Here is an 18,284-nt window from a genome sequence, read left to right as displayed (position 1 = left end):
CGGTCAGCCTCCTCCCGTCGGCGGACGCAGGGTCGTGCGGTAGGGAAAATCGCGGCGCACGCTTTCCAGCCGCAGGGGTACGTGCATCATCTGACCCTCGCGCCACAGGTCCCACTGGTCGAGAAAGCAGACGCTGCCCGGCCGGGCATCCTGTCCTCCCATGAGAACGAACCAGTTGGCATCCATGTCCGCGAGGTCCGACACGTGCCGCGCGTTGGCGCCCAGCCTCACCGCATGCGGACCGCCGGAAAAACCGTGAGCGGTCTTCATCACGGTCTCGTTGGAGCCGGCGATGGGCGCGTCCACGAACCGCCACCGCCGCCCGATGCCGGGCAGGGCGCCCAGCACATGGGACAGCCGCAGGCGGTGGACGGCACCCCAGGCGCGGTGGCGCCGCACGCCCTCCCCGGCCCGGTCCAGCCCCGCCAGCGCCGCGGTCGCGAGGCGGTCGGGACCCAGGCGCTCCAGGTCGTCGCGCAGCAGCGCCCAGGGATCCCAGGTGGCGGTGTAGATCGCCAGATCCTCTTCCCCGTGAAGGGCTTCGGCGAAGGCGTTGACGAACAGCTCGAAGGCGAGCGCGCCGGTGCTGTTGGCGTCATAGGTGCCGGTCCAGTCCATGAGGTGGCGGCGGATGCCCTCATGCTCGGGCTTCGCCGGCGCCAGGCCGAGCAGGGCGTCACGGAGAACCAGCGCACCCGGCATGGTGACGTCGGCCTGCAGCGCCTTCAGGCGGCCGACCGTCAGCGGCGGCCCCTCGGCCAGCAACTGGCGCAGGCGCGTGACGCGGTCGTCGGGCGAGAAGAACCAGCTGACGGCTACTGCCGGCGTTTCCTCCGGACGGTTATTGGCCGAGGCGACGAAGCCCTCCGCCGGCTCCACCACCGCCGGGAGGTCGGTGCCGGTGACGCGCCCGCCCCGCCACTGGTCCAGGTCGGAGCGCGGGGCCAGCATGTCTTCGGGCGTCGTCAGGGGGCGTTTGGGCAGGTGCGCGGCCATGACCTGGGCGATCCTGCCGCGTTCATCGGCATAGATCATGTTCTGCGCCGGGATGGCGAAGCCCTCCAGCGCGGCGCGGAACTCGCCGAGATCGCGGGCCCGGTTGACGCCCAGCAGGGCCGTGATTTCGTCGGAAGGGTCGTGTCCCACCCAGCGCAGCGCAAAGCGCGGGCGCGGTTCATCCCCCTCGCCCCGCTTCGGCCCGATCAGCGGCGCGTCGGACAGCACAGGCCCCCAGTCCGTTTCGCCGATGGACACCTCCCGGTCGGCGCCCCAGCGCACGCGGATGGTCTCGCGGCGCTCCCTCACCGCGCCGTCCGGCAGATCCGACAGGTCGAACAGCTCGCTCGACGCCGCGTGCAGCGACGTCCCGCCCCAGGCGATCCAGGGGTTGCGGCCTATGGCGACGGCGGGAACACCCGGCACCATGTAACCGACGCAGTGCAGGGTCGGGCAGTGCATCCCCACCAGCAGCCACAGGTTGGGCAGGGTGATGGGCAAGTGCGGGTCGCTGGCGATCTTGGCCGCCCCGCCGGCCCCGCGCGCGGCGTCCACGGCCACCGAGTTGCTGCCGCCGGGCCGGCCGAAGGTGTCGCACAGCCAGTCCAGCGCCTCCAGCCCGCCGCCGTCGGCGCCGCCGGAGCCCGACAGGGCCGGCACGGGAGGCTCGCCGCCGACATCCATGAGGCGGCTCCACAGCTTCAGCCAGTCGGGCCGGCCGCGCAGCTTCAAAAGCCGTATCCACACTTTCCAGGTGAAATCCGTCGCCGCCAGCCGGCCGAGCGTCAGCAGGTCGGACACCGTCCATGGCTGCGGCGCGACGCCCAGCAGGGCCAACTCCTCGGGCCGGTAGCGCCTGGCCCGGTTGACATGGGCGATGACGTGGTTGAGCCCATCGGCGAAGCCTTCCAGCCACGCCCGCGTCGCGTCGGGCAGCATGGCCTCCATGGCCGGGGTGGCGCGGCCGAGGTCCAGCACCCGCAGCACATGGTCCGCATCCACCGCCGCCGGCCCGAGAACCTCCGCCAGCCGCCCTTGCGAGATCCGCCGCATCGCCTCCAGCTGGGCAAGGCGCAGGTGCCCGTGCACGACGCCCAGCGCGACGGCCAAGTCGGGCTCGTCGGCCGCGTCGATGAAGGGCACCATGTGCTGGTTCCAGTGGATGGCGGCAGGCGCGACCAGCGGCGCGTCATCGATGGGCACGTTGTGCAGGCGTTCGCGCAGGGTCAGGCGGCGTCGCGGCGCCAGACTTCCGCGCGCCAGCCGCGCGGCCAGCGCCATGATGCCCGCCGTTGCGGCCAGACGGCTCATCTCACCTTCCCCTGCCGGCGTGTCACGACGATTTGCGGCCCCGTACCATGCGGTAGACGATCAGCAGCACGATGGCGCCAAGGACGGCGATGATGAAACTGCCGAAGTTGAAGCCCGTCACCCCGGCCCCGATGCCAAGGCCACGGGCGATGAACCCGCCCACCAGCGCACCGGCGATGCCCAGCAGGATGGTGACGATGAAGCCGCCCGGGTCCTTTCCGGGCATGAGCAGCTTGGCGATGATGCCGGCAATAAGGCCGAAAACGATCCAGGCGATGATCCCCACGGGTGTGATCCTTCTTCGTGCAGCGCGCGAGGCGCGGGTGGTTCCTGCACCTTCAACGCTCGCGGCACCGCTTTCGTGCGCCGCGCGTTGACCGCGAGGCCGAAGCCTCGTAGATACCGGGGGCAGCGTCAGCGCAACACCATCGCGCCATTTCGCGGGAAGGAGAGCCGGATGTCCGAGCAGCAGCGGGTAATCATCGTCGACTGGGGTGCGAAGTCCTTCCGGGCCTGGCTGGTCGATCTGGAAACCGACGCCGTCCTGGACGAAATTCCCGAAGGGCGCGGCATGCGCGACCTGGCGCGGTCCGAGTTCCCGGGCTACTGCCGTGCGGTGCTCTCGCGCTGGCGGGACGATCCGTCGCAGGTGCGTCCGCCGGTCTACATGGCGGGCATGGTGGGGTCGGTCCTCGGCTGGCTGACCGCGCCCCAGCCGCCCCTGCCGCAAGGGCCGGACGACCTGGCCGAGCACGTGGTGCCGGTGGAGGAAATGCGCGACACCTGGATCGTCCCGGGCGTGCGGCTGGAAGGCGAGCAGGACCGCGTCGACGTCATGCGCGGCGAGGAAGTGCAGATTTTCGGCGCCATCGACGCGGCCGGCTGCACGGATGCCACCCTCTGCCTGCCGGGCAACCACTCCAAATGGGCGGAGGTGAAGGACGGCAGGCTGATCCGCTTCACCACCTCCATGACCGGCGAAATCTTCCAGACCTGCCTTGACCACACCATCCTGGGCCAGCCCGCCGACCGCAAGGCGCCGTGGTCCGACAGCGCATTCGAGCGCGGCCTGCTGCAGTCGGCCCGTCCGGACGGGCTGTTGCATCACATCTTCACCGCCCGCTCCCGCCACCTCTACGGCGACCTGGGCGGCGGCGAGATCGCGCCGTTCCTTTCCGGCCTGCTGATCGGGCATGAGGTCCGCGCCATGGAAGACAGCTATCATCCGGGCCAGGACATCCTGCTGGTATCCGCCGACGCCCTGCGCGGGCCCTACGAGGCTGCTCTGCGCGCCTGCGGCCATACGCCCCGCTGGATTTCCGCCAAGGAGGCGACGCAGCGCGGCGTGCGGGCCGTCGTTGCCAGGCACCAGAAGCACCGCGCGGAGAGCGACGCCGGCCGCTGAGGATCACTGCGCGGCGCGGGCCTGGTCCTTGTTCGGCAGTGTTTTCTCGATCGCGGCCAGCACCTTGGGCGAGTCGGGACGGGTCACGGTGGAGAACCAGTCCACCAGACGCCCGTCCGGGCCGACGAGGTACTTGTGGAAGTTCCACTTCGGCGCCGCCAGGTCGCCCAGCTCGTCGCGCGCCCAGCGATAGAAGGGGTGGGGGTCATCGCCCTTCACCACTTCCTTTTCCGTCAGCGGGAAGTCGACGGAAAACGCGGTCTCGCAGAAATCCTTGATCTCGGCCTCCGTGCCCGGCTCCTGCCCGCCGAAGTCGTTGGACGGCACGCCGAGGACCACCAGTCCCCGGTCCCGGTATTTCTGCCACACCGCCTGAAGCTGCTCGTATTGGGGCGTGAAGCCGCACTCCGACGCCGTGTTGACCACCAGCACCGCCTTTCCCGCGAAGTCGTTCATGGGCAGGGGCGCGCCGTCGATGGTGCGGAATTCGAAGTCGTGGGCGCTGCCCTGCCCCGCGGCTTGCGCATTGGCCGCGAACAGGCCGCCCGCCAACATGGCCGCCGCCGCGAGGACGAATTTAGCCGCCGTCATAGCGTTGCTCCTTCCAGGGATCGCCATCGTTGTGATAGCCGCGCGCCTCCCAGTACCCGGGGGAGTCGTGCGTCAGAAACTCGATGCGCCGCAACCACTTGGCGCTTTTCCAGAAATACAGGCGCGGGATCACCGCCCGCACCGGGCCGCCATGGGCGGGGTCCAGCGGCGCACCGTTCAGCGTGTGGGCCAGCAGAACGTCCGGCCCGGCGAAAACCTCCAGAGGCACGTTGGCCGAATACCCGTCGTGGGATTTCAGCATCACGGCCCTGGCCTCGGGCTTCGGCCGGACCTCCTCCAGCAGGTCACGCGCCCGCACACCCGTCCATTCCTGGTCATAGACCGACCAGTTGGTGACGCAGTGGATGTCGTGGGTGAGCGTCGTTTGCGGCCGGTCCATCAAGGCATCCCAATCCCAGGAAACCGGCGCCTCCACGGCCCCGGCGACGGACAGGCGGAGGTCCACCGGCCGGATGCCCGGCTGAATGCCCAGGTCCAGCACCGGCAGATGCCCCACCAGCCGCTGCCCCGGCGGCAGGCGCCGGTCCTCCGGCGCGGCCGGCGGGTCTCCGCTCAGGCCCACGCGGCGGGCGGCCCGTCGCAGCTTGCTACGGATGCTGCCGGAGGTCGGATCAGGATGATCGGTCACGGTGATGGGCTCCGGGTTGATGCGGCGTGCCCGCCATATGAGGCCGCCGGGACGCCGGGAAAAGCCCCTTACCCGCTGCGCAGCGTGCGCACGCCCTCGTCGCGCTCGAACAGGTAGAGCAGCACCCGCAGCGCCTTGCCGCGCTCGCTGTCCAGGTTGGGGTCGCGGTCAACGATCAGGCGCGCGTCGTCACGGGCCATGGCGAGCAACTCGCCGTGGATCGCCAGGTCGGCGACGCGGAACTCCGGCATCCCGGCCTGCCGCGTGCCCAGAACCTCGCCGCCGCCGCGCAGGCGCAGGTCTTCCTCGGCGATGCGGAAGCCGTCCTCGGTCTCCTTCATGATGGACAGCCGCGCCCGCGCCGTCTCGCTGACCGGCTCCCCGAACAGCAGGAGGCAGGTGGATGCCTTGTCGCCGCGCCCGATGCGCCCGCGCAATTGGTGAAGCTGGGCGAGGCCGAAGCGGTCGGCGTGCTCGATGACCATCACGGTCGCCTCGGGCACGTTGACACCCACCTCGATCACCGTCGTCGCCACCAGCACGTCCAGCCCGGTGCCGGCGAAGGCTTCCATGACGGCGTCCTTGTCCGCCCCCTTCATCTTGCCGTGGACCAGCCCCACGCGATCGCCGAAAGCCTCCCGCAGGTGGGCATGGCGGGCCTCGGCGGCGGCGAGGTCGGACACCTCGCTTTCCTCCACCAGCGGGCAGACCCAGTAGACCTTGGCGCCGCTGTCCACCTTGCGGCGCACCGCGCCCACGATCTCGTCCAGCCGCTGGATGGAGGCCGAGCGCGTGTCCACCGGCTTGCGGCCGGGCGGCTTTTCGTCGAGCTTGCTGGAGTCCATGTCGCCGTAGAGCGTCAGCGACAGGGTGCGCGGGATGGGGGTGGCGGTCATCACCAGAATATCCGGATGCCGCCCCTTGGCCGCCAGTTGCAGGCGCTGGTGCACGCCGAAGCGGTGCTGCTCGTCGATCACCGCCATGGCGAGGTCGCGGAACACAACGTCTTCGCTGAACAGGGCGTGGGTGCCGACGATGATGTCGATGAAGCCCGCCTGAAGCTCTCCCAGCAGGGCCTCGCGCGCCTTGCCCTTGTCGCGCCCCGTCAGCAGCGCCATGCGCACGCCGGCCGCCGCCGCCAGCGGTTCCAGCGTGGCGAGGTGCTGGCGGGCGAGGATTTCCGTCGGGGCCATGAGCGCGGCCTGGGCGCCCGTCTCCACGGCGTTGAGCATTGCCAGCAGCGCCACAACCGTCTTGCCCGAGCCCACGTCGCCCTGGAGCAGCCGCAGCATCCGGCTTTCCGCCGCCATGTCGGCGCCGATTTCCTCCAGGCTGCGTTCCTGCGCGCCGGTCAGGGAAAAGGGCAGCGCCTCCAAGACCTTGGCGCGCAATCTTCCATCGCCCTGTAAGCCGCGGCCCGTCAGTTTCTTCTGGCTGGCGCGCACCAGCAACAGGGCGAGCTGGTTGGCGAGAAGCTCGTCATAGGCCAGCCGCTGGCGGATGGGCGAGAGCGGCGAGAGGTCCTCCTCGTCCTCCGGCGCGTGGGCGGCCCGGATGGTGCTCGCCCAGTCGGACCAGTGGCGACGGTCCATCACGGTCGCATCCAGCCATTCCGGCATCTCCGCCGGTACGCGCGACAGCGCCCCCGCCATGGCCTTGCCCAGCGTGCGCGGCTGCACGCCCGCCGTCATGGGATAAACAGGCTCCACCCGTTGCAGGCCGTCCAGGTCCTCCGGCGGGCCCACGTGGTCCGGGTGGGTCATCTGCGGCTCGTCGCGGTACAGCTCCACCTTGCCCGAGACCACGCGGGTGGAGCCGATGGGCAGCAGCGTTTCCAGGAACTTCCGCTTCAGGTGGAAATACACCAGATGCAGCCGCGCCCCCGATCCGTCGGCGCAGACGATGCGCGTCGGGCTGCGGGGCGTGGGGCCGGAATGATGCTCCAGCACGCGCACCAGGATCGTGATCACCTGCCCGTCCCGCACCTCGTTCAGCGGCGGCGCGTTGCGGCGGTCGATCATGCCGCTGGGCAGGTGCCACAGCATATCCACCACATGCGGCCCGCCCACAAGCTTCTCCACCAGCGGCGCCAGCTTGGGGCCGATGCCGGGGAGCGTGCGGATGTCGGTGAACAGGTCGTTGAGGACGTAAGGACGCATGGGGCCGTCAGGACGTTGAGGTGTCGGCGATGGGCTGACAGCAGCCGTGGAAGCCTATATATCTCAGGCCAACCGTCGTCGCACGCTTTGATGGAATGGATGGACCCGTGGACGAAATTCGCCGCAAGCGCCTGCTCTACCGCGCCAACCACCGGGGCATGAAGGAGGCCGACGTTCTCATCGGCCGCTTCGCCGAAACGCATCTGGACGAGCTTACGCCCGAGCAGGTGGACCGGCTGGAAACCCTGATGGACGAGCTGGACATGGACATCATGGACTGGATCATGGGCAAGGAGCCCGTGCCGGCCCGCCATGACCACGATGTCTTCCACATGCTGCGCGCCTTCCGCCCCAACGCCGAGCGTGAAGCGTACCGGTGACGGCAGCCCCCGTGATCGACTTCGAAGCCCTGTTCGCCCAGCCCGGCCGCCGCAAGCTGGCGGGTCTGCCGGAAGGCTATGACGCCCTGGTGCTGGCCGACCTCGCCCGATCCGGCTCCGCGCCGGAAATCCTGCACCTGGCCCGCGACGACGTGCGCCTCGCCACCCTGCGCGAGGCGTTGGCGACCTTCGCCCCGGACGTGGAGGTGATGGAGTTCCCGGCCTGGGACTGCGTGCCCTATGACCGCGTCAGCCCCCACGGCGACATCGTGGCGCGGCGGGTGGACACGCTCTCTCGGCTGGCCCAGCGGCGCACAGGGAACGAAGGCCCGCGCATCCTGCTGGCGACCGTCGGCGCCACCGTCCAGCGGGTGCCCCGGCGGGAGACGTTCCTTGAGGCCGTCTTCGCCATCCGGCTCGGCGAGGAGTTGGACCTGGAGAGCCTGTCCGAGTACCTGATCCGCAACGGCTACAGCCGCGCCGAACAGGTGATGGAGCCCGGCGAATACGCCGTGCGCGGCGGCATCGTGGACCTGTTCCCGCCCGGCAGCGAGGACCCCTTCCGCCTCGACCTGTTCGGCGACGAGGTGGACGGCATCCGCACCTTCGACCCGATGACCCAGCGCACCACCGGCAAGGCGGAACAGGTGCTGCTGAAACCCATGTCGGAAGTCTCGCTGGACGAGGACTCCATCGCCCGCTTCCGCACCGGCTACCGCGAGCTCTTCGGCGCCGCCGGCAAGGACGACCCGCTGTACGAGAGCGTGTCGGAGGGCCGCAAGTTCCAGGGCATGGAGCACTGGCTGCCGCTGTTCCACGACGGCCTGGACACCCTGTTCGCCTACGTGCCCGACGCGGTGGTGACGGTCGACCACCAGGGGCTTGAGGCCCGCGCCTCGCGCCTGGAAATGGTGCAGGAATACTACGACGCCCGCCGCACCCTGTCCGACCAGAACATGGCGGAGGGCGGCTTTGTCTACCACCCGGTGCCCATCGAGCGCATGTACCTGGGCGCGGACGAATACGACCGCCTGCTGAACGCGCGCCCCTGCGCCCTGTTCTCCCCCTTCCCGGCGCCGGACGTGGGATCGGACGCGGTGGATGCCGGCGGCGTGCCGGGGCGCGATTTCGCCGACGTGCGCGCCCGCCCCGACGAGAACGTCTATGACGCGCTGCGCACCCATGTGCTGGGCAAGCAGCGCGACGGGCAGACGGTGGTGGTCTGCTGCTACTCTCCCGGATCCCGCGACCGCATCGGCGGCGTCATGCGGGAACACGGGCTGGAGAAGCTGGAATACGTCGACACCTGGGAAGATGCCCGAAAGACCGGCGCCAAGGCCGTCGCCATGCTGGTGCTGGGGCTGGAGCGCGGCTTCGTCGCGCCCGGCCTTGCGCTGATTTCCGAGCAGGACATCCTCGGCGACCGCCTCGCCCGCCCGGCCAAGAAGAAGCGGCGGGGCGACAAGTTCATCCAGGACGTCAGCGCGCTGGCCGAGGGCGACCTCGTGGTGCACGTGGAGCACGGCATCGGCCGCTATGACGGGCTGGAGACGCTCCAGGTCGGCGGCGCGCCCCACGACTGCCTGCGGCTCATCTACGACGGCGGCGACAAGCTGTTCCTGCCGGTGGAGAACATCGACGTCCTCAGCCGTTACGGCTCCGAAACCGCCGGCGTGCAGCTTGACCGCCTGGGCAGCCCGGCATGGCAGGCGCGCAAGTCCAAGCTGAAGGAGCGCATCCGCGACATGGCGGAGCAGCTCATCCGCATCGCCGCCGTGCGCCAGTTGAAGTCTGCTGAGAGCATGACGCCGTCCGAAGGGCTGTGGGACGAATTCTGCGCCCGCTTCCCCTACGCCGAGACGGAAGACCAGCTGAAAGCCATCGACGCCATCACCGACGACCTGGGCAAGGGCCGCCCCATGGACCGGCTGGTCTGCGGCGACGTCGGCTTCGGCAAGACGGAAGTGGCCCTGCGCGCGGCCTTCATCGCCGCCATGTCGGGGATGCAGGTGGCCGTGGTGGTGCCGACCACCCTGCTCGCCCGCCAGCACTACATGACCTTCCAGGAGCGCTTCCAGGGCATGCCGGTGCGCATCGAGCAGCTATCCCGGCTGGTCACGCCCAAGCAGGCGACGGCGACCAAGAAGGGGCTGACGGACGGCACGGTGGATATCGTGGTCGGCACCCATGCGCTGCTGGCGAAATCCATCAATTTCAAGCGCCTGGGGCTGCTTATTGTCGATGAGGAACAGCATTTCGGCGTCGCCCACAAGGAACGCCTGAAGGCCCTGCGCGCCGACGTCCACGTGCTGACCCTGACGGCAACGCCCATCCCGCGCACGCTGCAACTGGCGCTGACGGGCGTGCGGGAGCTGTCGATCATCGCCACCCCGCCGGTGGACCGCCTGGCCGTACGCACCTTCGTCCTGCCCTTCGACGGCGTGGTGGTGCGCGAGGCCATCCTGCGCGAGCGCTATCGCGGCGGCCAGTGCTTCTACGTCTGCCCGCGCCTGGCCGATATCGACCGGGTGGCCGACCGCCTCAACCGGCTGGTGCCCGAGGTCAAGGTCGCCATCGCCCACGGACAGATGACGCCGACCCAGTTGGAAGACGTGATGACCGCCTTCGCGGAAGGCCAGTACGACATCCTGCTGGCGACCAACATCATCGAGTCGGGCCTGGACATGCCCTCGGTCAACACGATCTTCGTGCACCGGGCGGACATGTTCGGCCTGGCGCAGCTCTACCAGCTTCGCGGGCGCGTCGGGCGCGGCAAGGTGCGCGGTTACGCCTACCTGACCCTGCCGCCATCCAAGCCGCTGACGGTCTCGGCGGAGAAGCGGTTGCAGGTGATGCAGACGCTCGACAGCCTGGGCGCGGGGTTCACGCTCGCCAGCCACGACCTGGACATCCGCGGCGCCGGCAATCTGCTGGGCGACGAACAGTCGGGCCACATCAAGGAAGTCGGCATCGAGCTGTACCAGCACCTGCTGGAAGAGGCCGTTTCCGCCGCCAAATCGGGCGAGGGCCTGGGCGAGGAGGTGGGCACCGAGTGGTCGCCCAACATCAACATCGGCATGCCGGTGCTGATCCCCGAGCCCTACGTCAAGGACCTGGGCCTGCGCCTGTCGCTCTACCGCCGCATCGGCGACGTGAAGGACACCGACGAGATCGAGGCCCTGGCGGTGGAGATGATCGACCGCTTCGGGCCGCTGCCGGACGAGGTGAAGAACCTCCTGGAAGTGGTTACGATCAAGGCCTTCTGCCGCGTCGCCAACGTGGAGAAGCTGGACGCCGGGCCGAAGGGCGCCGTGGTGGGCTTGCGCGACAACACCTTCCCCAACCCCGGCGGCCTGGTGCGGTTCATCAGCCAGCAGGTGGGCACGGTAAAGGTCCGCCCCGACCACAAGCTGGTGGTCCAGCGCCGCTGGGATACGCCCAAGGAACGCCTGGAAGGTGCGAAGGCCTTGCTCAAGCAGCTGGCCGACCTGGCACGGGAGGAAGAGGGCGTGGGGGCGCGATGAACGGTCGAGGAGCCTTGAGCGCTTCGCGCTTGGGACCGCCGCCACCGTGCGCTCCGCGCGCCTTCCGCGCGACACCCCGCTTGGAGGGCGCTGCCTGCCAAGCCACCCAGGTTTCTGTTACTTGAGAAATGGCGCCTACGTCGGCGGTATCGCCAGCAGAGGCGTCGCAAGGGCGGCTGACGGAGTGCGTGGGTCCCTGCTTTCGCAGGGACGACGGATATCTTTTTAAGATGTTGTTTTAGATAAAGAAATTAGCCGTCATTCCTGCGAAAGCAGGAATCCGCATCCGCTGCCAGTCATCCTGCCGCGCTCCCTTTGGCGAGCGCCCACCGACTTCCTAACGGCCTCGAAAGCAGGAACCTACCCCCGTGCTAGCCCTGAGCGCGCCCTCTCCCAAAAACTGAAGAGTTTAGAGGTTGGCCCTCGCAATCGGGGGCTCAAGGGGCGGAAGCACCCGGACGCGGCCAGGATATATCTACGAGTAGATCACCACGGCTGCCGTTCCTCGGGCACCGCCGACGGCGGGTCCGGCTCCGTCGAGGCCAGCAGCGGCACTTTCCGCTCCTCGGCTGGGCGCGGGTCGACCGGGGTCACAATGCCGCCCGAGACGACCATCTTGATCCCCTCCTCCACGCTCATGTTCAGCACCACCAGGTCGCGCCGGGGCACGAACAGAAGGAAGCCGCTGGTGGGGTTGGGCGTTGTGGGCAGGAAGACGTTGATCAGTTCGTCCTCCGTCAGGTTCTGCACCTCGCCCTCGGTGATGCCGGAGACGAAGCCGATGGCCCAGATGCCGCGGCGCGGGTATTCCACCAGCACCACCTGGCGGAAGGCGGTGGACTTGGTGGCAAGCACGGTTTCGAAGATCTGCTTCACGGCGCCGTAGACGGACCGGATGACCGGCATGCGGGCCAGCAGGTTCTCGCTGGTACGAACTGCCATGCGGCCCAGGAATCCTGCCGCGAAGGCACCCACCATCACCAGGAAGATGATCAGGATGATCAGCCCGAGACCCGGAATGGAGAACGGCAGGATTTCGTTGGGGTTGTACCGGCCCGGCAACAGGCTGGTGACCTGTTTGTCGATGAAGCCGATGATGAGCCACGCCACATAGAACGTGATCGCCGCCGGGGCGGTGACCAGGATACCGGCAAAGAAGTACGCCCGCAGCCGCCCCAGCATGGTCATGCGCGGCGCGACGTGGGGAATGTTTACATGATCGTGCGGCGGCCCCGACGGGTCCGACGGGTCCGACGGGTCGTGATAATCCTGGCTCATGGAGGTCCGTTGAATTCGAAGGCCGTGGGATCAGACTGTGGTGGAAAGCGTGCCGGAGTTCAACGGCCTTCTTCCGGCGCCGGTTGGCGCGTCCGCCTTCGGCCGTCTCAGGTCCGGGAGGCCATCTGCCGGATGTTGCGGACGAAGATGTTCAGAAGCCCGCGAATGAAGGGGTCGGCATCCTTCAGCTTTTTCTCGAATTGCTCGTGCGTGACCACCACGAGCGTCGTCTGCTCCACCGCTCGGGCCGAGGCCATGCGCGGCTGGTTGTCGATCAGCGCCATCTCGCCGAAAATGCCGCCCCGGCCCACGTCGCCGAGCAGTTTTTCGCCGTTCGGTGTGCGCTTGATGATCTCGACCTTGCCCTCCTGCACCAGGTAGGCACGGTCGCCCGGCTCGCCCTCGCGGAAAACGTACTGGCCCGGGTTCACGACCCGCCGTTCGATGATCCGCGTCTGCTTCTCCACATTCGTGCTGCGCACCTGGCCGGCCCTCCCCCTTCGCCGATGGCTTTCGTCCGTTATAGCTCAGGCGGCCGGCCGCTCCAAGCGGTCGCTTGCTACAGGTCCGCGACCGGCCGGCCGCTGCGCGCGCGCATATAGGCGAACAGGTGCCGGTCGTTGGTCGAGATCTCGTGCAGTAGCCAGCGCCCAATGACCCGCACGAAGGTCGGCAGCGCCTCCGACGAGCGGTTGTCGTCGCACAGTGACATCCCGTCGCCGATCAGCCGCAGAAGGTGGGCGTGCTCCCGCCGGTGGGATGCCGTCGCCTGCGCCGCAAGCCTGCCCAGAAGCTTTTCCTCGTACTCGAAATGCATGCGCACGGCGCGGTCAAGGTCGCACATGGCCCCGGGCAACGCCGCAGGGTGCTCAACGCCGGCGGCGTCAAGGGTGGTCAGGCGGTCGATGATGAGGCGGTGCATGGAGTCCACCTCCTGTACGCCGCAGGAAAACTCCGGGCGCCACTCGATGCGCATGGGCCGCCTCCCTGCCCTCGCCATGAGGGGGTTTCCAATACCGGTCATGAGGGTGAAGTGTCCCATCGTGCTCCTCCCGGCGCAAAGGTACTGGAGGATACCGTCTCCGCCGGCATATCCGATGGTCATACTCGGCATTGAGCGGCATGCAGCTTAAATGGACACCCGGGGCGGAAACCCAAGGAGGTTGTCGCCGGCTCGCGCCGCACTGAAAGGAGTTGCCATGTCCGCCGTCAGCACCAGCCGATGCCGGGTCCTCGTCTGCACGAACCAGCGTTTCGGCGCCTCCGCGGACTCCTGTGGCCGTCGGGGCGCCGCCGAGGTCTTGGCAACCCTTGACGCGGCCGTGGCCGACGGACGACTGCCGCCGGACGTCGCGGTCGCACCAGGGCCTTGCTTCGGACACTGCACCAAGGGCCCCAACGTCCGCATCGTCGGTGGAGACCTGCTGCACGGCATCGCTGCGACGGACCATGAGTGGGCGGTCGCACGGATCGCAGAGGCCGTCGCCGCCAGCTGCGGGGGCGAAAAACCCAGTTCGTCCGATTAAGCCCGTTGGAACTTTAGGATTGAATGCAGCCACACATCCTTCCAAAGTCGTAATCGGCGCCCAAAATCGGGACCAAGCGCCACATTTGGATACGGGGATCGTCATGCCGCTGTACAACGTTGTCTGGAAGTCGGCCTTTTCGGGCGCAACGGGTGTTCTTTCCTCTCCTGTCGGACGGTACCTTGCCGAGTTCCGCGCCGCCCAGGAGCGCCGTGCCCAGCCGCACATGACCTGGTGGGTGGAGCCGGCGGCCTATCGCTGAGGCCGGTCCGAACCACCGGCCTTTGCCGCGCTGCCGAAAAATTGTAGCCGTTGGCCGCCTTCCCGCGTTTGACCGCCAAGGGCTCGGCTTGTTAGCCTGCGCCTGTATACACGGTATTTCGAAAACATAGGGGAAAGCCCAATGGCCACCATTGCCAACGTCGCCGGCGACATGCTCCGCGGCGCCGCCAATTTCTTCCGCGCCGTCGGTCAGGACAACCCGAACCTGGCCGAACAGATGGAGCAGAACGCGTCGGCTTACGAGGAAGTGGCGAAGCTCGTCGAGGCCGATCCCACCGCCGAGATCAACCTGCCGGAGCAGCCTCCCCAGGGCTGATCCCAGAATTCGCGCGGCGGCCGTCCCGACCGCCTTGCCGGAGGGTAAGGCGGCTTTGGCGGTTCCGGCCTCTCGCCCGCGCTTCTACGAGGAAGGGGACGCCCATGCGGTGTCCCCTTTTTTCGTTCAGAATGCTTGCGCGGCAGGCACGGCGGCGGCGGTGCCGGCGGCGTCAAGAAACCGACTTCTTTTCCCCAAAGTCTGTGGATAAGTCTGTGCACGGAGGCCGCTACCCAAGGCATCCCCGAGGGGGTCACCTCTATGCCCAAGAACTGGGCAGCCCCGCCGCCCACGAAAGAGGCAGGGCCGAACCCCACCAGACGGCCCGACTCGCACCCCGTTTGGATGAGGCGTCAGATCGCCGGAAAGGCGCCGATTTCCGCGATTTCTCGGTGCCGGCGGCGGCGGTGGTATCGGGGTGAGAGTCAAGGCGATCAAGACCGCCGTGCGCCCTTCGGAATGCACAAAACCTCGGCACCGACATAGGTCGGTCCGATGACAGCCGCGACGATGGTCTTGTGGAAAAGTCGGACGCGCCGGACGCGATCCGCCGAAGAGGAGCGGAACATACAGCAGCCCGAGGTCGATCGGCAAGCGCTTTCTCCACCCCTTACGGACCGTTCCGCCGGCGCACGAAAAGACCCGGCCGCCACAGGGGCCGGCCGGGCCGGAAACGGGTGATGGTTACGCGGGCGGTACGGTTCAGCCGACCCACCAATAGAAGACGACGAACAGGAACAGCCAGACCACGTCGACGAAGTGCCAGTACCACTCCGACGCCTCGTAGCCGATGCTGTGGCGCTCGTGGACGAAATGGCCGTTCCAGGCGCGCGCGAACATGACCGCCAGGAAGCACACGCCAACGAAGACGTGGAAGCCGTGAAAGCCCGTCGCCATGTAGAACACCGACGGATAGATGCCCTCGGTAAAGCCGAAGGCCGCTTCGCCGTATTCCACCATCTGCAGAATGAGGAACACCACGCCCAGGGCGATGGTCGTCCCCAGCCAGAACAGCTGGAGCGGCTGGTTCCCGCCCTTCATGGCCTTGGCCGAGAACATCAGCGTGACGCCCGACGTCAGCAGGATGGCCGTGTTGATGGCCGGCAGGCCCCATGCATGCAGGGTCTCGATCCCCTCCGGCGGCCAGGCGGTGACGCCGGGGCTGACCAGGAAGGCATTGTTGAAGTAGGCCCAGAAGAAGGCGACGAAGAACATCACCTCGGACGCGATGAACATTCCCATGCCCATGCGCAGGCCGAGCCGCACCTTGGCGGTGTGGGCCTTGTCTTCCATGCCTTCCTTCACCACGTCGCGCCACCAGCCGAACATGGTGACCAGCACCAGCGCGAAGCCGGCCAGCATCACCCACGGCGGGGCGTCGTGGAAGTACTGCACCGCCCCGACCGCCAGCACCAGCACGCCGAGCGAACCGAGGAACGGCCAGGGGCTGGGATCGACGATGTGGTAGGGGTGCTTGCGGGCCGAATGGGCCTGAACCTCGCTCATGGTGTGGCGCTCCCTTGCTCTGTCGCGGCGTTGACTCGCGCGCGGGCGGGCGGCGGATGCGGCTTATGAGGCGCCGTCGCCCTTTTTCTTCTCAAAGAACGTGTAGGACAGCGTGATGGTGGAGACGTCGCGGGCGTGTTCGTCTTCCAGGATCGCCGGGTCGACGTAGAAGGTCACCGGCATGTCGACGGACTCGCCCGGCTCCAGCCGCTGTTCGGTGAAGCAGAAGCACTCGATCTTGCTGAAGTACTGCGCGGCCTTCAACGGCGTGACGTTGAATGTCGCCGTGCCGACGATGGGCTCGTCCGATGTGTTGCGCGCCTGATAGGCGACCAGCGTATCCTGGCCCAGCGGCACCGTGACCGCCGTCTGCAGCGGGTGGAACCGCCACGGCAGGTCGCGGTTGACCGACCCGTCGAACCGGATCGTGATCTCGCGGCCCGCAGCGGCGGCGTCCATGGCGTCGCTTTCGTTCTGGGCGACCACCTTGGGCGTCCCGCCGTAGCCCGTGACCTGGCAGAACACCTCGTACAGAGGCACGGAGGCAAACGCCAGGCCCACCATGCCGACGGCGACGCCGGCCAGCGTCAGGCCCAGGCGGGCGTTGCCCTTGTTGGTCGTCGGATGCGTCTGCTGGCTCATGCCGAGCCCTCCCTTCAGCATCGAAAGCGGCGAGAGACGGCGCCCGCCGGACGCCGCCCCTGCCCTGCCCTATTCGGCCGGCGCGTGACGGCCGCCGCCGGGGATGACCGGCGGTTCCTCGAAGGCGTGCACCGGCGGCGGCGACGTCAGCGTCCACTCCAGCGTCGTGGCGCCCTCGCCCCAGGGGTTGGCCGGCGCACGCTTGCCGGCCCACAGGGTGTGGATGACCACGTAGATGAAGAACACCGCCGCGACACCCGCGATGTAGGCGCCCACGGTGGAAATCTGGTTCCAGGCGGTGAAGGCGTCCGGATAGTCGGGGATACGGCGCGGCATCCCGGCGGCCCCGGCGAAGTGCTGCGGGAAGAACGTCAGGTTCACGCCGACAAACGTCAGCCAGAAGTGGATCTTGCCCAGCATCTCCGGGTACTGCCGGCCGCTCATCTTGCCGATCCAGTAGTAGAACCCGGCGAACATGGCAAACAGCGCGCCGAGCGACAGCACGTAGTGGAAGTGCGCCACCACGTAGTAGGTGTCGTGCAGGGCGATATCGACGCCGGCATTGGCCAGCACCACGCCCGTCACGCCGCCCACGGTGAACAGGAAGATGAACCCCACGGCGAACAGCATGGGTGTCTTGAACTCGATGGAGCCGCCCCACATGGTCGCGATCCACGAGAACACCTTGATGCCCGTCGGCACGGCGATCAGCATGGTCGCCATGATGAAGTAGGCGCGGGTGTCGACATCCATGCCGACCGTGTACATGTGGTGGGCCCACACCGCGAACCCGATCAGGCCGATGGCGACCATGGCCCAGACCATGCCCAGGTAGCCGAAGATGGGCTTCTTCGAGAACGTCGAGATCACATGGCTGATGATGCCGAAGGCCGGCAAAATCATGATGTAGACCTCGGGGTGTCCGAAGAACCAGAACAGGTGCTGGTAAAGCAGCGGGTCGCCGCCGGCCGAGGGGTCGAAGAAGGCCGTGCCGAAGTTGCGGTCCGTCAGCACCATCGTCAGCGCGCCGGCCAGCACCGGCACCGCCATCAGCAGCAGGAAGGCCGTGACGAACATCGACCAGCCGAACAGCGGCATGCGGAACATGTTCATGCCCGGCGCGCGCATGTTCAGGATGGTGACCAGGAAGTTGATGGCGCCAAGGATCGACGAGATGCCGGCGATGTGCAGCGACAGGATCGCCAGGTCCACCGCCGCGTCGGAATGGCTGACGATGCCCGACAGCGGCGGATACAACGTCCAGCCCGTGCCCGGTCCGGTCCCTGTCACCAGCGCCAGAAGCAGCAGGATGAAGGCCGGCGGCAGCAGCCAGAAGCTGATGTTGTTCATGCGCGGGAAGGCCATGTCCGGCGCGCCGATCATCAACGGCACGAACCAGTTGCCGAACCCGCCGATCAGCGCCGGCATGACCACGAAAAAGACCATGATCAGGCCGTGGGCCGTGACGAACACGTTATATAGCTGGTTGTCGCCGCCCAGCACCTGCAGGCCGGGGGCATACAGCTCCGCGCGGATAACCATGGACATCAGGCCGCCGATCAGGCCCGCGACGATCGCGAAGACGATGTACATCGTCCCGATGTCTTTGTGGTTGGTCGACAGCACCCAGCGTTTCCAGCCGCTGGGCGCGTGGTCATGATGGTCGTGGGCGACCGTCCCGCCGGCCGCAGTCCCTTCGTACATGATGCAGTCCCCTCT

16 protein-coding genes are annotated in these 18,284 nt (G+C 67.9%); 5 read left to right on the top strand and 11 right to left on the bottom strand.

Annotated elements, in window-relative coordinates; all coding sequences use genetic code 11:
- Positions 1-3: 3 nt before the first annotated feature.
- Both C882_RS07430 and C882_RS07425 read right to left on the bottom strand, forming a co-directional pair.
- Positions 4-2,307: a penicillin acylase family protein gene (locus C882_RS07430; RefSeq protein WP_009539962.1), complete on the bottom strand. Its 2,304-nt coding sequence runs from the start codon at positions 2,305-2,307 to the stop codon at positions 4-6.
- A gap of 22 nt (positions 2,308-2,329) precedes the next feature.
- Positions 2,330-2,593, bottom strand: coding sequence for a GlsB/YeaQ/YmgE family stress response membrane protein (locus C882_RS07425; protein WP_009539961.1), 264 nt, complete (start codon positions 2,591-2,593; stop codon positions 2,330-2,332).
- Between the two features lie 171 nt (positions 2,594-2,764).
- Between C882_RS07425 and C882_RS07420 the strand changes: the two genes are divergently transcribed.
- Positions 2,765-3,712, top strand: a complete 948-nt coding sequence (locus C882_RS07420) for a 2-dehydro-3-deoxygalactonokinase (RefSeq protein ID WP_009539960.1) — start codon at positions 2,765-2,767, stop codon at positions 3,710-3,712.
- 3 nt (positions 3,713-3,715) lie between these two features.
- Here the strand turns inward: C882_RS07420 and C882_RS07415 are convergent, their stop codons facing one another.
- The 3 genes from C882_RS07415 to recG all read right to left on the bottom strand — a co-directional run bounded on the left by C882_RS07415 (position 3,716) and on the right by recG (position 7,111).
- A complete protein-coding gene (locus C882_RS07415; RefSeq protein ID WP_009539959.1) occupies positions 3,716-4,303 on the bottom strand; it encodes a glutathione peroxidase in 588 nt (195 codons plus the stop codon).
- Complete coding sequence (locus C882_RS07410) at positions 4,290-4,952, bottom strand: sulfite oxidase-like oxidoreductase (RefSeq protein ID WP_009539958.1); 663 nt, start codon at positions 4,950-4,952, stop codon at positions 4,290-4,292. Before C882_RS07410 ends, C882_RS07415 begins: the two co-directional genes overlap by 14 nt.
- 68 nt (positions 4,953-5,020) lie before the next feature.
- The gene (gene recG, locus C882_RS07405) at positions 5,021-7,111 is read right to left on the bottom strand and encodes an ATP-dependent DNA helicase RecG (protein WP_009539957.1); all 2,091 of its coding nucleotides are present in this window, start codon (positions 7,109-7,111) and stop codon (positions 5,021-5,023) included.
- 107 nt (positions 7,112-7,218) lie between these two features.
- Between recG and C882_RS07400 the strand changes: the two genes are divergently transcribed.
- Positions 7,219-7,491: an FAD assembly factor SdhE gene (locus tag C882_RS07400; protein WP_009539956.1), complete on the top strand. Its 273-nt coding sequence runs from the start codon at positions 7,219-7,221 to the stop codon at positions 7,489-7,491.
- A gap of 11 nt (positions 7,492-7,502) precedes the next feature.
- Entirely contained in the window at positions 7,503-11,015 is a 3,513-nt protein-coding gene (gene mfd / locus C882_RS07395) for a transcription-repair coupling factor (protein WP_009539955.1), read from the top strand.
- A gap of 486 nt (positions 11,016-11,501) precedes the next feature.
- On the opposite strand, the gene C882_RS07390 is transcribed toward mfd, so the two are convergent.
- The 3 genes from C882_RS07390 to C882_RS07380 all read right to left on the bottom strand — a co-directional run bounded on the left by C882_RS07390 (position 11,502) and on the right by C882_RS07380 (position 13,269).
- A complete protein-coding gene (locus C882_RS07390; protein WP_009539954.1) occupies positions 11,502-12,293 on the bottom strand; it encodes a DUF502 domain-containing protein in 792 nt (263 codons plus the stop codon).
- A 107-nt stretch (positions 12,294-12,400) separates the two neighbouring features.
- Positions 12,401-12,775 (bottom strand): cyclic nucleotide-binding domain-containing protein, encoded by a 375-nt coding sequence (locus C882_RS07385; protein WP_009539953.1) that lies wholly within the window; start codon positions 12,773-12,775, stop codon positions 12,401-12,403.
- A 77-nt stretch (positions 12,776-12,852) separates the two neighbouring features.
- On the bottom strand, positions 12,853-13,269 hold the full coding sequence (locus C882_RS07380; RefSeq protein ID WP_009539952.1) for a bacteriohemerythrin: 417 nt from the start codon (positions 13,267-13,269) through the stop codon (positions 12,853-12,855).
- 653 nt (positions 13,270-13,922) lie between these two features.
- On the opposite strand from C882_RS07380, the gene C882_RS24985 reads away from it, so the two are divergent.
- On the top strand, positions 13,923-14,081 hold the full coding sequence (locus C882_RS24985) for a hypothetical protein (RefSeq protein WP_009539951.1): 159 nt from the start codon (positions 13,923-13,925) through the stop codon (positions 14,079-14,081).
- 141 nt (positions 14,082-14,222) lie between these two features.
- Complete coding sequence (locus C882_RS07370; RefSeq protein WP_009539950.1) at positions 14,223-14,417, top strand: hypothetical protein; 195 nt, start codon at positions 14,223-14,225, stop codon at positions 14,415-14,417.
- A gap of 702 nt (positions 14,418-15,119) precedes the next feature.
- On the opposite strand, the gene C882_RS07365 is transcribed toward C882_RS07370, so the two are convergent.
- The 3 genes from C882_RS07365 to ctaD form a co-directional block, all read right to left on the bottom strand.
- Complete coding sequence (locus C882_RS07365) at positions 15,120-15,923, bottom strand: cytochrome c oxidase subunit 3 (protein ID WP_009539949.1); 804 nt, start codon at positions 15,921-15,923, stop codon at positions 15,120-15,122.
- Positions 15,924-15,986: 63 nt separating this feature from the next.
- Positions 15,987-16,565, bottom strand: coding sequence for a cytochrome c oxidase assembly protein (locus tag C882_RS07360; RefSeq protein WP_009539948.1), 579 nt, complete (start codon positions 16,563-16,565; stop codon positions 15,987-15,989).
- A 69-nt stretch (positions 16,566-16,634) separates the two neighbouring features.
- Positions 16,635-18,269 carry a cytochrome c oxidase subunit I gene (gene ctaD, locus C882_RS07355; protein ID WP_009539947.1) on the bottom strand — a complete coding sequence of 545 codons (1,635 nt, stop codon included), beginning with the start codon at positions 18,267-18,269 and terminating at the stop codon, positions 16,635-16,637.
- Between the last annotated feature and the right edge of the window lie 15 nt (positions 18,270-18,284).

The organism is Caenispirillum salinarum AK4, assembly GCF_000315795.1.
Classification (GTDB): Bacteria; Pseudomonadota; Alphaproteobacteria; order Rhodospirillales; family Rhodospirillaceae; genus Caenispirillum; species Caenispirillum salinarum.
This window is presented reverse-complemented; position numbering and strand designations above follow the sequence as displayed.